Origin of the sequence: Nocardia terrae, assembly GCF_009760405.1 — a bacterium.
GTDB classification, from domain to species: domain Bacteria; phylum Actinomycetota; class Actinomycetes; order Mycobacteriales; family Mycobacteriaceae; genus Nocardia; species Nocardia terrae.
On record NZ_WRPP01000001.1, the window covers coordinates 804,880 to 818,310 of the forward strand.

Consider the following 13,431-nt stretch of genomic DNA (forward strand, 5'->3'; position numbering starts at 1 on the left):
GGTAGTTCGGTGCTGTGGCGGGTCCCACGTGCGGGTCGGCCGTCATTGTGAAGTCTCCAGAAGGTGCTTCGCGCCCTGCCGGTCGGGGTGGGTGCCTGGATAGGCTCGCAGTGGTCGGATATCGGATCGAAAAATGCGCGGCCGATGTCATGACCGGAAAACCGCACTGGGACACGCTTTTTGGAGGTGAATTCGGGTCCTCTCCTGCCCCCGCACATCGAGGACTCTTGTTTTATTCATGTACTGCCGGTGCAGACAGCACTGCACTCCCATCGGATGAAGACACCCGCCGGGCGGAAACCTCGCAGCCGCCCGGTGGGTTCTTCGGATATCACGCCCGGCGTCAGGAGTTACTTTGTCGGACAACAGAACATGGCGGACGGCGGCCTTGGTCGCGGCCGTGTTGGCGATTGTCGCGAGCCTGCCCGTCAGCGCGTCGGCGGATCGGTTCCCGAGGCGCACCGGCGTCGTGCATTCCGATCGAATCGGTCCGCATTGGGAGCGGGTGGAGGTGGATTCGGTGTCCATGGGACGTCCGGTCACCCTGGACGTGCTGCACGGTTCCGGTGACGGACCCCGGCCGACCCTCTACCTCCTCGACGGCGTCGACGCCGAGGGTGTGTCGGATTGGCTGACCAAGGGCCACGCCGCGGACTTCTTCGCCGACAAACCGGTCGACGTGGTCTTCCCCGCAGGCGCCACCGGCAGTATGTACACCGATTGGGAGCACCCCGACACCACCCTCGGCTGGAACCGCTGGGACACCTTCCTCACCGGCGAACTGCCCGGCGTCATCGAGCCCTACCTGCACTCCGACGGGCAGCGCGCGATCGCGGGCGTCTCCATGGGCGCGCAGGGCGCGATGATGCTGGCCCACCGCCATCCGGGCCTGTATCGCGCCGTCGCCGGGCTGAGCGGCTGCTATTCCACGGTGGACGGCACGGGCAGCGCGGTCACCGCGCTCACGGTCGCCTCGCGCGGCGGGAATGTGATGAAGATGTGGGGACCGCCCGGCACCCTCGACTGGATCTCGCACGACAGCACGGTCGGTGCGGAAGCATTGCGCGGCACGGTCATCTATCTCTCGGCCGCGTCCGGCGTTCCGGGTGCGCCCGATTTGACGGAGCTGCTGAGGTCTCCGGATATCGTCGGCTCGTTGCAGGCCGCCGGTGGCGGTGTCGCGTTGGAGGCCGGTGCCCGGATCTGCACCGAGAATTTCGCGAGACGATTGACCGACTTGGGGATTCCCGCCACCGTGCATTACGAGCCGACCGGAATTCATGCCTGGGAGGATTTCTCGGCGCAGCTGGGTCCGGCCTGGGACACGCTCGCGACCGCGTTCGGGCGGTGAATTCACTGCCCGAATCGGCTGCGGCACCGCCTATCTCAATGCCGGAAACCGTATCGGGGTAGTCGGCGCAGTCCGGGCCGGATCCGCCCGTCCACCGTCACGGCCAATCCGGCGTGTACCGCCGCCACGGTGAAATCGGACGCCTCCTTCCAGGTGGCCGCGTATTCCATGGTGAGTTCGGCTCCGTCGTCGGGGCCGCCCAGATAGACGGTGACCCGGTGCGTGAGCGCTTCCCCCGAGCTGTCGAACAAGACCTTGCTTTCGGTGATGCCGGTCATGTGTGCTGCTCCTCGATGTGTCCGGGAGCCGCGCGACCGACCCCTGCGGCGGCCACGCGTCTCTGTGGCCGAAAGTAACTGGAATACCGTGGATGAGAACGTGTTCAGGGCGCCGCTTGGAAATGTCACAAGCCCCGCGCGAGTTTTGTTGTTACCCGATGGAACAGAAACATTCTCGTCTCAAACATGCAGGGTGCGAACGGGAACGAGTCGCCGGCTGCTCCCGGTCACAATCCGACCGGCGTCCGGATTGTGAGTGTTCGGAACGTTCGTCGTGTCCCCTCGTCGCGTCGCCCGCGAGTTTCTACGCTGCCGGGCATGAGGATTCGTGTGCCGATCGCGATCATCGGCGCTCTGATGGTGGTGGCGGCCTCGGGATCGGCTGCCGCACAACCACTGCTACCCGCACCGGACCCGGACCCGTTCTACGCCGCCCCCGCCGACATCGCCGACCACCAGCCCGGCGACGTGCTGGCCGTGCGCAGCATGCCCGCGCTGGCGAGCTTCCCCGACACCGACGTCACGCTGATCAAGTTCCGCTCCACCAGTTCCGAGGACCGGCCGATCGCGGCCACCACCACCGTGCTCTCCCCGCACAACCGCCGCCCGGACGCCCCGCTGCTGTCTCTGCAGGAGATCATCAACGGCCTGGGCGCGCAGTGCGCCATCTCCCGGGAGCTCTACACCACCGACCCCAACCTCATGATCCGGGAGGCCCCGGCCTGGAACTTCATGCTGCAGCGCGGCTGGAGCGTGGCCCTGCCCGACCATCTCGGGCCCCGGGTCGCCTACGGCGCGGCCAGACTCGGCGGGCAGATCACCCTCGACGGCATCCGCGCGGTCCAGCGGGTGCCCGAATTGAACCTCGAGCACAGCCCGGTCGGCCTGGCCGGATACTCCGGCGGCGGCATGGCCACCGCGTGGGCGGCCGCCATGGCCGCGACCTACGCCCCCGAACTGCACATCGCGGGCGCGGCCATGGGCGGCGTCCCGATGAACCTGGTCTCCATGCTGGAAACCCTGGGCATGAACCGGCATCCGGCGTTCGGGCTGGCGCTCGCGGCCGGCCTGGGCCTGGAACGCGAATACCCCGACCGCTTTCCGCTCACCGACCAGCTCAACGACCGCGGCCTGGCCATTCGCGACCGGCTGGTCAACAGCTGCACCAACGACATCCTCGCCGCGGGCGCGGGCCAGGGCGCGCTCGACATCGCCAAGACGACCGTCATGACCGAGGACCCGCAGGCTCGCTCGGTCGTGGAGGAGAACAGCCTCGAGCTCTACAGCGGCATCCCGAACATGCCCGTATTCGAATGGCATTCACCCATCGACGGCCTGATCCCGGTGGACGCCATCACCGACACCATCCACCGCTACTGCGCCGCCGGGGCGAAGGTCATGTCCCAACTGGAGCCGGTCCCCGACCACCTCACCGCCGCAGTGCTGGGAGTCCCGTCCGCGCTCATGTGGCTGGATGCCCGCATGCGCGGCGAGCCCGCACCGAGCAACTGCTGACGGAAGCCGGCCCAGTCGGCCATCTACACCGGGAGGTCAACGCGGCCGAGCCTCGAGGCGGCTGGAAACTGCGCTGGGCTTCCCAACCCGGCCGTCCCCTCTCCCTTGTCCAGGCGTCTTTGTCTTTGGTTCTTGGTCTTTCGGTCTATCCGGCCTGATAAGTCCGGGCGACCAGCGCAGACCGCAGATACCACAGACCGGACGCCTGGGTGGGATCGAACCCCGTCAGCTGCCCGATCCGCTTGAGCCGATAGTCGACGGTATTGGTATGCACGTGCAGCATTCGCGCAGTCCGCTGCCGATTCAGGTTATTGCTGATATGCGATTGCAGAGTTTCCAACAGCTCGGAATGCTCATCGAGCGGATCCAGCAACGACCCGAGATGGTCGCGCCCGGGCCCCGGTCTCGTCAGCTGGTATTCCAGCGCGAGCTCATCGAACCGGAACAACCCTCGCACCAGCCGTAGTCGATGCACGATATCCAACAACTCGTGCGCCTGATCAGCCGCATCCGGAATCTGTTGCGGCGCAGCGGAAACCAGCGTCGCCGTCATCGGCACCCGCGCGGCCCGCGACAGCTGCTCCAGCAACTCATCGAGCTGCTCGTCAGCAAGTGCGGTCACCGGCACCAGCAGCGTCCCGCCGTCCACACTCAACAACGACAGCACCTTGTCCGGATACCGCGTGGCCAGCTCCGCCTGCACCCGCCGCAACTTGCGGCGCGCCACGACGGCCCCGTCCACGGTGGGGGAGTGCTCCTCCGGATGATCCGGAATGGCAAGCGCCAGCACGTGATACCGCTCCGCGATCTCGATCCCGCACTCCCGCGCCATGGTGGAGGTGCTGTGCCCGCCCAGCAGCGCGGAGGTCAAAGTGTGGACGGCCGTGTGATGTTCGCTCACCACGGCCCGCAGCTCGCGGACATAGGACATGGCCACCGCGGAGGTCATCCGGTCCAGCAGCTCCACCACCAGCTTCGCGCCGTCCATGATGTTGTCCATATCGGCGGCCGCGATCACCAGCGTCGCGTCGCCGTCGTCGCCCTCCTGGCGGACGTGCCGCGACATGGCATTGGCCATCACCAGTTCGGACCCGATCTTGAAGCCCTCGTGGATGGCGTGGTGGATGGTGTCGATGGGAATGCCCTCCCGCGCCCACTGCGCGGCGGCCTCCTCGAGCCGCTTGGTCTTCTCCGGGATGTCGCGACCGTCCAGCATGCCCACGGCCAGTTCGAGGCAGATCCGGGTGATGGCGGTGACGTCCCCGTGAATGGCGTCGCCGGGCAGTGTCCCGCACGGTGCGACCGTCTCCACGAAGTGGCCGACCATGGTCTGCGCGAGCCCGCGCACGTCCTTGAGCGGCGACGATATCGGACTGCCGGACACGGTGAGCCCAGCCCGGGCCGGAATCTCCACGGACATCCGTGCTCCCTTCCACCCCCGGGTTGTGCCCCTTCCGGGACCTGAAACGCTAACGCATGCCGCATTTTCGAACGGCGAGATCGAACTGTGCTGTGAGGCCACAGTAATGTGCTCCCGGCGAACTTGTGACTTCTCACATGTGACAGGCGGGCCCCGCATGACACCGTAGCGCTACCGGGTGGAAGCATCGAACCCATGACCGAGGCGAAGCGCAGGATCGGAATTCTGGTGTTCGACGGGGTCGAGGAGCTCGATTTCGTCGGGCCCTGGGAGGTCCTGGCCTTCTGGACCCGCATGATTCCCGAGGACGGCTGGGAGGTGTTCACCTTCTCCCGCACCGGTGCGATCGTGCAGTGTGCCAAGGGCCTGAAAGTGACACCGGACCACTCGTTCGACAGCGCGCCCGCCATGGATGTTCTTGTATTCCCGGGTGGACAGGGCACCCGGCCCATGGTGCACGACGCGGAGATGCTGGATTGGGTTCGGGCGCAACGCGATCAGGTCCCGCTGATCACCAGTGTGTGCACCGGCGCGCTGGTACTGGCCGCCGCCGGGCTGCTGAAGGACCGCCGGGCCACCACCCACTGGCGGTCGCTGGACGTGCTCGCCGGACTCGATCCCAGCATCGACGTCGACCGCGAGGCCCGCTACGTCGACTCGGGCGACATCGTCACCTCGGCGGGCGTCTCCGCGGGTACCGACATGGCCCTGTACCTGGTGCAGCGGCTCGCCGGTGACGAGCGCGCCCGCTGGGTCCGCCGCGGCATCCACTACGATCCCGCCCCGCCGCGCGGCACCGACTGGCCGTCGGGCGCGGAATGGGCGATCGGCTCGGTGGATCCGACCCAGTCCCGCTAATCCAGGTGCGCGGTGTCGTTGTACATGGTGCGCCGCAATCCGGAATCCGTCCGCTCCCATCGGGTTATCGAGGCATTGCGCACCTCGGCTCCGGTCTGCGCGCTGATATCGGCCTCGTCCAGCTCCCCGAACAGGTAGCGCGTCAACACGACCGCGATATCGTGCGTGAAAACCAGGACGTGCCCGTGCATTTCCCCCAGCACACTGCGCAGCCGCAGGGCCACGTCCGGCCAGGACTCGCCGCCGGGCGGCCGGTGGTAGAAACTGCCGAGCCGGCGTAGCTCGCGATGCTCGCGCGGATAGCGGACCATGATCCCGGTCCTGGTGAGCCCGAACAGGATTCCGGTCTCGCGATCGCGCAGCCGCTCGTCGAAGACGATCGGCGGCGGGGTCAGGCTCGCGAGGGCGAGTCGCGCGGTCTCGCGGGTGCGCACATACGGCGAGCACATCACCAGATCGAACGCCGGGCTGATCTCCGCCAGCCGCTTACCCGCGGCCGTGGCCTGCGTGACCCCGAGCTCCGTCAGCTGCACATCGGCATCCCTTGTGCCGGTGATGAATTGCATCCCCCCGTCATACGGGGCGGCGTTGACGACGCTCTGGCCGTGACGCACCATGGTCAGCGATTCGAGTCCGGGTCCCACCACATGCACGTATCCATGGTGAGCTCAACCCTGGCCCGCTGTACGCCGAAAATGCTATGTCTGTCCGATGACCACATTCGGCGACGCGCGCGACACGCGATCCACCCCGCCCGTCCGGCTGGACGAACAGCCGCTGGGCCCGGTGCATTACAAGCTGGTCGCCCTGGTTGGCATGGGCCTGTTCTTCGACCTGTACGAACTGTTCCTGGCGGGCACCATCACCGGCGTCCTCAAGCAGCAGCTGCATCTGTCGACCTATGAGCTCAGCGGCATCCTGGCTTCGGCCTTCGGCGGCCAGTTCCTGGGCGCGCTGGTGCTGGGCCGGCTCTCGGACGTCTATGGCCGCCGCCGCATGTTCATGGTGAACATCGGCGTCTACGCCGGCTTCACGTTGCTGGGCGCGTTCAGCCCGAACGTCTGGTTCCTCATGGCGACCCGTGCGCTGGCCGGTCTGGGCATCGGTGCGGAGATGACACTGTCGGACACCTACCTCTCCGAGACCATGCCCGCCCGGGTGCGCGGCCGCATGATCGCCGTCGCCTACACGCTGGGATTCTGTGCCGTCCCGGCCGTCGGGTTCCTGGCCCGCTGGCTGGTTCCGTTGCATCCCTTCGGGATCGACGGCTGGCGCTGGCTGTTCGTATTCGGCGGTCTGGGCGCGGCACTGGTGTTCGTGGCGCGTCGTCACATGCCGGAATCGCCGCACTGGGAGGCCCGGCAGGAGCGAAACCGGGTGCCGTTCAGCGAGATCCTGCGCAAGCCCTTCCGCGGCCGGACCGCCCTGTTCTCGGCGGTCATGATCCTGCAGGTGTTCGGCTATTACGGTTTCGGCACGCTGGCGGTTCTGGTGCTGCAGCACAAGGGATTCACGGTGGTGAACTCCCTGGGATATCTGGCGATCACCTATCTCGGATATCCGCTCGGCTCGCTGCTGGCGATCCCGCTGATGGAACGCGTCGAACGGAAGTACCTGGTGATGGGCAGCGCCGCCGCGATGGCGGTGTTCGGCCTGATCTTCGGTTTCGCGAACGCGGTGCCGCTGATCCTGCTCTCCGGCGGCCTGTTCACACTCGCCAGCAATGTGTTCTCCGACGCCATCCACACCTATCTGCCGGAGTCCTTCCCGACCAGCGTGCGCGGTACGGCGTCGGGAACCACCTACTCGCTGTCGAAGCTGAGTACGGCCGTGCAGCCGTTCCTGCTGCTTCCCTTGCTCGACCATCGCGGTCCGGGGACCGTGTTCACCGTCATCACGGTGGCGCTGCTGGTGATGGTCGCGCTGCTGGCTGTCTGGGGTCCGCTCAGCGGGAAGCAGGCACCCCTGTCGTGATGTCGGCGGGCGGCAGCCACAGCGTGGCGATGGTGCCGCCGCCCGCCGCGGGTTCGATGGAGGCGTTGCCGCCGTGGGCCTGCGCCACCCAGGCGACCAGCGCCAGGCCGATGCCGTTGCGTCCGGTCCGCCCGGCCGCGCCGCGGTTGAACGGGCTGGCCGACATGACCGGATCCACGCCCGGGCCGTGGTCGCGAATGCTGACCCGGCCCTCGGCCACGTGCACCTCGACCGGTGCGGCCCGGTTGACCGCACCGTGGGTCAGCCCGTTCTCCAACATGTTCCGGATGGCCAGGCTCAGCAGCTGCGGGTCGCCGACCACGACGCTGGGGTGCGCGGTCACCACGATGCGCGGGTCCCCGGCCTCCTCGGCCACCGCTTCGGCGAGCTGATCCAGCCGCAGCATGGTCCGCTCCGGTTCGGCGATGCCGGACTGCATGCGGGCACGGGCCAGGAGTCCGGTCACCAAGCGCGCCATGCGATCCGCCAGCCGGCGCGCCTCCGCCAGCGTCTGCTGCACCTCTTCGGGTTTGGGCTTGGATTCGGTGAGCAGCTTCAAAGTGGTGAGGGGCGTACGCAATTCGTGTGCCGCGTCGCCCAGGAACTGCTCGTGCTCGTCGAGCATGCGCAGCGCCTGCCGCTGGCTGCGGCCCGAGATCAGATAGGTCGCGGCCGCGGCCAGCAGGACGAACAGGATGCCGCCGATCACCAACTCCCACACCAGGGTTCGATGCGCGCCGGCGTCGGCCACGGCCTCGGTCCCGGCCAGGATGACGACGGTGTTGTCCCAGTCGTTCCAGAACACCGGGCTGCCCGCCACCGTCACCTCGCGGCCGGTGATGTCGGTGGAGCCGTACCGGTTGCCCTGGTAGATCACGCCGTCCGCGTGGTCCTCGACCTGCGTTGCGAGCGTGGCGATCTGGCTGTCGTCGGGCATGAGCGAGCGCTGGTAGGTGTGCACCTGCTTCCACTGCTCGCCCGGCTTGCGCACCACGATGACGACGCCCGTGGAACCCTTGGCCAGCTCGTCGTCGACGACCGTCGACAGGTCCAGCACCTGCTTGTCGTCGTGCTGGATCGCGCGCGCGAGCCCGCCCGCCACCCGCTCGGCCTGATCCTGGGCCCGGGTCTCGCGCGCGTGCGCGTCGATGGTGGCGGCCACGAAACCGAAGACCAGCACGGCCGCCGCGGTGATCACGGTGACCAGCGCCGTCATGAACCAGCGGGCCCGCTTGAGCCGGGCCACGGCGGGGGAGCGGTGGGTGCTCACGAAACTCCGCCGGCGATAAGGAATCCGGTGCCGCGCACGGTCTCGATGACGCTCGGCTCCCCGAGCTTGCGCCGCAGTTTGGCGACCACCGCGTCCACCACGTTCGAGGCGGGCTCGGCCATTTCGTCCCAGCAGCACTCGATGAGGTCGGTGCGCGTGACCACGCTGCCGCGGCGGGTGGCCATGAGCTCGAGGACCGCGAACTCCTTCGGGGTGAGCATGAGCATGATGCCGCCGCGGGTGACGCGGCGGCGCATGAGGTCGATATCGATGTCGGCCACCGCGATTCGCGAGGCGGTGGGCTGTTCGCGGCGGCGGCACAGCGCCCGCACCCGCATCACCAGCTCCGGCAGCGCGAAGGGTTTGGTCAGGTAATCGTCGGCGCCGGACTCGAATCCGGCCAGTCGGTCGTCGAGGCCGTCGCGACCGGTGAGCATGAGCGCGGGCACGGTGTGGCCGGCGCTGCGCGCCCCGGCGACCAGGTCCAGGCCGTCGCCGTCGGGCAGGCCGCGATCCACCACCAGGCAGTCGTAGCGATTGATGGCGATCTTGAAATCCGCGTCGGCGATGCTCTGGGCGAGGTCCACCGCGAACCCGGCCGAGCGCAACCCATCGGTTACCTCACGGCAGAGCTGGTGGTCGTCCTCTAGCACCAATACACGCACAGAGGCAGAGAGTAGGGCATATCGGACGCTTGCCCAACGGCTGGGAGAAGGGTCTTTACCGAAAATGATCGAAAAATGATCGAACAGCTAACCGGCCCCGCAGCCTGCTCTGTCGACCCTCTCACGGAACTGGCCGCCCGGTCGAGCACTTTCCGGGGGTTGTCACCCACACGCCACCGGTTAGTACCGGTTAGTACCGGCCAGGTCACGCGGGATTAGGTAAGCCTCTGTATCCTGAACACGGTTGTTTCTATCGATCGCGGTCGTCGGAGGGGGTGAGGTCCATGCGTGGTGAACCTCCCAGTCGATGGCCGCGCGGCATCCTCCCCGGAACCCGTCGATAGATTTCCGGCGGCGGTGGGAGCGATGCCCGCGGTGTGATCCGACGCATCCATCCACCCTCGACTCGCCGTTCGGCCGAGGAACCGCCATGACGCAGACCGATCTGCCCGCCGTCAGCCCCGACGTGCGCGCCGCCGCCTCCGATGTCCGCCGCCCCGAAAGGGATTCGCTGCGCGACATCCTCGATTGCCATCACCTGGCCCCCGCCGTGGAGTGGCTCGACAACCACCCGCCGCACGTCATCGCCGACGAACTCGCCCGGATGGACGCCGTCGACGCGGTCATGGCCTTCCGTCTGCTCGACAAGGACCGGGCGCTGGCCGTGTTCGAGGAACTCGAGCCCGTCGACCAGCAGCAGATCCTCAGCGGCCTGCGTGATCACAGCTTCCGGGAACTCGTCGAGGGAATGGATCCCGACGACCGCGCCCGCATGCTGCGCGAGGCTCCCGCCAAGGTCGCCAAGAAGGTCCTGGCGGGGCTCAGCCCCCGCGAACGCCGCATGACCGCGGCCCTGCTCGGCTATCCGGAAGGATCCGTCGGCTTCTACATGACACCGGAAGTCGTTGCGCTGCCCCGGAATCTGCCGGTCACCGAGGCGCTGCGGACCGTGCGCGCGAAGGGCTCGAACGCCGAGACGGTCTACACGCTGCCGGTCGTCGACGCGGGCCGCCGCCTGATCGGTGTGGTGGAACTGCGTGATCTGGTGCTCGCCTCTCCCGACGCCATGATCGCGGAATTGGTTGCCGCCGAACCGGTCTCGGTGCGCGCCACCGACTCGGCGGAGAAGGCGGCCCGGCTCATGCAGGGCGCCAACCTGATCAACCTGCCGGTCGTGGACAGCGAGGACCGCCTCGTCGGACTGCTCACCATCGACGACGCCGTGGAGGTCATCGAGGCCGCGGACTCCGAGGACATGGCGCGTCAGGCCGGCGCCTCCCCGTGGCAGGGGCACTACATGGCCGCGGGCGTGTTCCAGCTCGCCCGCTATCGCGCGCTGTGGCTGCTGCTCCTGCTGGTCGCGGCGACGCTCACGGTGACGGTGACGAACTTCTTCGAGCCCACCCTCGAACAGGCCGCCCATCTGGCGCTGTTCATTCCGCTGCTCATCGGATCCGGCGGCAATGTCGGGGCTCAGGCCGCGACCACCTGCGTGCGCGCGCTCGCGGTCGGCGAGGTGCGGGTCTCGGATCTGTTCAAGGTGATCTGGCGCGAATGCCGGGTCGGGCTGCTGCTCGGCTGCATGCTGGCGGTGGTCGGGATGGTGATCGGCAGCGTGTTCGTGGGGGCGAAAATCGCTGTGGTGGTGGGGATCGCACTGGTCGTCATCTGCGGCTGGGCGGCCACCATCGGCGGCACCATGCCGCTGCTGGCCAAGAAGCTGCGCATCGACCCGGCGGTTATCTCCGCGCCCATGGTGACCACGCTGGTGGACGCGACCGGTCTGGTCATCTACTTCACGACGGCGAAGGTAGTGCTCGGCATCTGATCGGCAAACCGGGGGCCGATTGCGACACGGCTACCCCGGGTCGCTGTGACGGATTGCACCGCTGTAATTTTCTCCAGTCGGCGGCGTACTTGCCCACACCCTTTCCGCGTTCTCGCAGGACAGCACGAAGACACGTGAAGACACAACTTCTTGTGCTGCGTAGGGATGTCGCCTACCAGTAGTAGTGTTCAGGGCAAGGGCAATCTGCAGGGTCTCGGGAGCTGAGAAGGGTGTGTGAACGGGCGTGAAGCTGATCGATCGAGTAACCGCGATCAACTGGAACCGTGTGCAGGACGACAAGGATGCCGAGGTCTGGGATCGGCTCACCGGCAACTTCTGGTTGCCGGAAAAGGTCCCGGTCTCCAACGACATCCCGTCGTGGAACACGTTGACCGCCAATGAGAAGCAACTCACCATGCGGGTCTTCACCGGCCTCACCCTGCTCGACACCATCCAGGGCACGGTCGGCGCGGTCAGCCTCATTCCGGACGCGCTGACCCCGCACGAGGAAGCGGTGCTCACCAACATCGCCTTCATGGAGTCGGTGCACGCCAAGAGCTACAGCTCGATCTTCTCCACGCTGTGCTCCACCCGCGAGATCGACGAGGCTTTCCGCTGGTCCGAGGAGAACCGGAACCTGCAGCGCAAGGCCGAGATCGTGCTCGAGTACTACAACGGCGAGGACCCGCTCAAGCGCAAGGTCGCCTCCACCCTGCTCGAGTCGTTCCTCTTCTACTCCGGCTTCTACCTGCCCATGCACTGGTCCTCGCGGGCCAAGCTCACCAACACCGCCGACATGATCCGCCTGATCATCCGCGACGAGGCCGTGCACGGCTACTACATCGGCTACAAGTACCAGAAGGGCCTCGAGCGCCTCTCCGAGGCCGAGCGCGAAGAGCTCAAGTCCTACACCTTCGAGCTCCTCTTCGAGCTCTACGAGAACGAGGTCGAATACACCCAGGACCTCTACGACGAGGTCGGCCTCACCGAGGACGTCAAGAAGTTCCTCCGCTACAACGCCAACAAGGCCCTGATGAACCTCGGCTACGAGGGCCTCTTCCCCAAGGACGAGTGCGACGTCAACCCCGCCATCCTCTCGGCCCTTTCGCCCAACGCCGACGAGAACCACGACTTCTTCTCCGGCTCGGGTTCGAGCTACGTGATCGGCAAGGCCGTCAACACCGAAGACGAGGACTGGGAGTTCTGAGCTCCCCCGCCTCTCCGGGCTTTCGGCGGACGGCTCGGGTGCCGTGAGCACTCATGCATCCGGGTCGGCGGTCGAATGCCGAAACCACTCCGGGCGTACCCGGTGAGTTACCCCGACCGCTCCGAAATCGGTTGTCGCGGTTGACGAACGGTCCCGAGCAAATCTCGCTCGGGACCGTTCGGTCGTTTCCGGTAACATTCGCCGCGCGAACGGTCGTGGAGACAGGGGGAACCGATGGCGGAAACTGTTGTGCCCGGGGAAGATCAGGCGATTTCGCGGCGGATCGAGGAAACCGCGCAGCGTGAGGGCCTGGGAGCCGTGCGATCGGTGTATCCGGTCGGGCGGAAACCGGAATCGAGCACGTGGGCATGGGTCGTCACCGGTGGACTGGTGCTCGCGGCCGTCATCACCGGGGTGACGGGTGCGCACTCGGGGAGGACGCATTGGGCCGGGTTCTTCGGGATGGTCGCGTTCCTGTGGTTCCTGATCACGCTCGGGATCTATTTGCGCGGACGGAATTACAGCCGGAAGCTGGCCGGTGGGCGACTCGAGGTGCGCGAACACGGCCTGGTGATCGGATACCGTGACCGGGCGGTCGGAGTCCGCTACGACACGGTACGCGTGTATCAGAATCTGGTGCGGCACATGAGGAATGGCGTAGACAACGGGACGACCTACACCTACACCTTCTTCCTATCCGGCAAGCGGATACCCGTGATCATCGACCACTCGTTCACCGGTGTGCAGCAGTGGGGCCCGGAAATCCAGCAGGCCGTGGTGAACGCGCAGGCACCGCTCGCGCTGGCACGGCTGCGGGCGGGTGAGAAGGTGGAGTTCGGGACCCTCTGGATCACGGCCACCGAAGTCGGCACCCTCGTGGACTCCGCGCCGTGGGGTCAGGTGACGGGCCTGACGATCGCCGACGGCGCCGTCAAGCTCCACTCGGTCGACGGCCCACTCAACCTGCGCGGCAAGCCGATCAAGGACATCCCGAACTTCTTCGTGTTCCGGGCCCTGTTCGAGCACCTGCGGCAGGCTCACAACCCCGCTGCCGCAGGCTGATTC

12 protein-coding genes are annotated in these 13,431 nt (G+C 67.0%); 7 read left to right on the forward strand and 5 right to left on the reverse strand.

The window, feature by feature from the left end:
- The first annotated feature begins 355 nt into the window (after nt 1–355).
- On the forward strand, nt 356–1,351 hold the full coding sequence (locus GPX89_RS03600) for an alpha/beta hydrolase (RefSeq protein WP_235946648.1): 996 nt from the start codon (nt 356–358) through the stop codon (nt 1,349–1,351).
- Between the two features lie 35 nt (nt 1,352–1,386).
- Here GPX89_RS03600 and GPX89_RS03605 read toward each other — a convergent pair whose 3' ends face one another.
- A complete protein-coding gene (locus tag GPX89_RS03605) occupies nt 1,387–1,629 on the reverse strand; it encodes a hypothetical protein (RefSeq protein ID WP_157355040.1) in 243 nt (80 codons plus the stop codon).
- A 318-nt stretch (nt 1,630–1,947) separates the two neighbouring features.
- On the opposite strand from GPX89_RS03605, the gene GPX89_RS03610 reads away from it, so the two are divergent.
- Nucleotides 1,948–3,144 (forward strand): lipase family protein, encoded by a 1,197-nt coding sequence (locus GPX89_RS03610; protein WP_157355044.1) that lies wholly within the window; start codon nt 1,948–1,950, stop codon nt 3,142–3,144.
- Between the two features lie 145 nt (nt 3,145–3,289).
- Here the strand turns inward: GPX89_RS03610 and GPX89_RS03615 are convergent, their stop codons facing one another.
- A complete protein-coding gene (locus GPX89_RS03615) occupies nt 3,290–4,564 on the reverse strand; it encodes a PucR family transcriptional regulator (RefSeq protein WP_157355047.1) in 1,275 nt (424 codons plus the stop codon).
- A 195-nt stretch (nt 4,565–4,759) separates the two neighbouring features.
- On the opposite strand from GPX89_RS03615, the gene GPX89_RS03620 reads away from it, so the two are divergent.
- Complete coding sequence (locus GPX89_RS03620; RefSeq protein ID WP_157355050.1) at nt 4,760–5,422, forward strand: DJ-1/PfpI family protein; 663 nt, start codon at nt 4,760–4,762, stop codon at nt 5,420–5,422.
- On the opposite strand, the gene GPX89_RS03625 is transcribed toward GPX89_RS03620, so the two are convergent.
- Nucleotides 5,419–6,075, reverse strand: coding sequence for a histidine phosphatase family protein (locus GPX89_RS03625; protein WP_157355053.1), 657 nt, complete (start codon nt 6,073–6,075; stop codon nt 5,419–5,421). The genes GPX89_RS03620 and GPX89_RS03625 overlap by 4 nt on opposite strands.
- Before the next feature lie 58 nt (nt 6,076–6,133).
- On the opposite strand from GPX89_RS03625, the gene GPX89_RS03630 reads away from it, so the two are divergent.
- A complete protein-coding gene (locus GPX89_RS03630) occupies nt 6,134–7,396 on the forward strand; it encodes an MFS transporter (RefSeq protein WP_157355056.1) in 1,263 nt (420 codons plus the stop codon).
- Here GPX89_RS03630 and GPX89_RS45745 read toward each other — a convergent pair.
- Both GPX89_RS45745 and GPX89_RS03640 read right to left on the reverse strand, forming a co-directional pair.
- A complete protein-coding gene (locus tag GPX89_RS45745) occupies nt 7,368–8,666 on the reverse strand; it encodes a sensor histidine kinase (protein ID WP_157355059.1) in 1,299 nt (432 codons plus the stop codon). The two genes, GPX89_RS03630 and GPX89_RS45745, sit on opposite strands and share 29 nt — an antisense overlap.
- Nucleotides 8,663–9,331: a response regulator transcription factor gene (locus tag GPX89_RS03640; protein ID WP_328601472.1), complete on the reverse strand. Its 669-nt coding sequence runs from the start codon at nt 9,329–9,331 to the stop codon at nt 8,663–8,665. Before GPX89_RS03640 ends, GPX89_RS45745 begins: the two co-directional genes overlap by 4 nt.
- A gap of 430 nt (nt 9,332–9,761) precedes the next feature.
- Between GPX89_RS03640 and mgtE the strand changes: the two genes are divergently transcribed.
- The 3 genes from mgtE (at nt 9,762) to GPX89_RS03655 (ending at nt 13,428) form a co-directional block, all read left to right on the forward strand.
- Nucleotides 9,762–11,159: a magnesium transporter gene (gene mgtE / locus GPX89_RS03645; protein WP_157355061.1), complete on the forward strand. Its 1,398-nt coding sequence runs from the start codon at nt 9,762–9,764 to the stop codon at nt 11,157–11,159.
- Nucleotides 11,160–11,403: 244 nt separating this feature from the next.
- Complete coding sequence (gene nrdF / locus GPX89_RS03650; RefSeq protein ID WP_328601473.1) at nt 11,404–12,366, forward strand: class 1b ribonucleoside-diphosphate reductase subunit beta; 963 nt, start codon at nt 11,404–11,406, stop codon at nt 12,364–12,366.
- Nucleotides 12,367–12,600: 234 nt separating this feature from the next.
- Nucleotides 12,601–13,428, forward strand: coding sequence for a DUF6585 family protein (locus GPX89_RS03655; protein ID WP_157355064.1), 828 nt, complete (start codon nt 12,601–12,603; stop codon nt 13,426–13,428).
- Nucleotides 13,429–13,431 lie beyond the last annotated feature (3 nt).

Coding starts and splice junctions, on each gene's coding strand:
- mgtE (WP_157355061.1), top strand. CDS start 9,762: ATGACGCAGACCGATCTGCCCGCCGTCAGCCCCGACGTGCGCGCCGCC.
- GPX89_RS03615 (WP_157355047.1), bottom strand. CDS start 4,564: ATGTCCGTGGAGATTCCGGCCCGGGCTGGGCTCACCGTGTCCGGCAGT.
- GPX89_RS03620 (WP_157355050.1), top strand. CDS start 4,760: ATGACCGAGGCGAAGCGCAGGATCGGAATTCTGGTGTTCGACGGGGTC.
- GPX89_RS03610 (WP_157355044.1), top strand. CDS start 1,948: ATGAGGATTCGTGTGCCGATCGCGATCATCGGCGCTCTGATGGTGGTG.
- GPX89_RS03605 (WP_157355040.1), bottom strand. CDS start 1,629: ATGACCGGCATCACCGAAAGCAAGGTCTTGTTCGACAGCTCGGGGGAA.
- GPX89_RS03630 (WP_157355056.1), top strand. CDS start 6,134: ATGACCACATTCGGCGACGCGCGCGACACGCGATCCACCCCGCCCGTC.
- GPX89_RS03655 (WP_157355064.1), top strand. CDS start 12,601: ATGGCGGAAACTGTTGTGCCCGGGGAAGATCAGGCGATTTCGCGGCGG.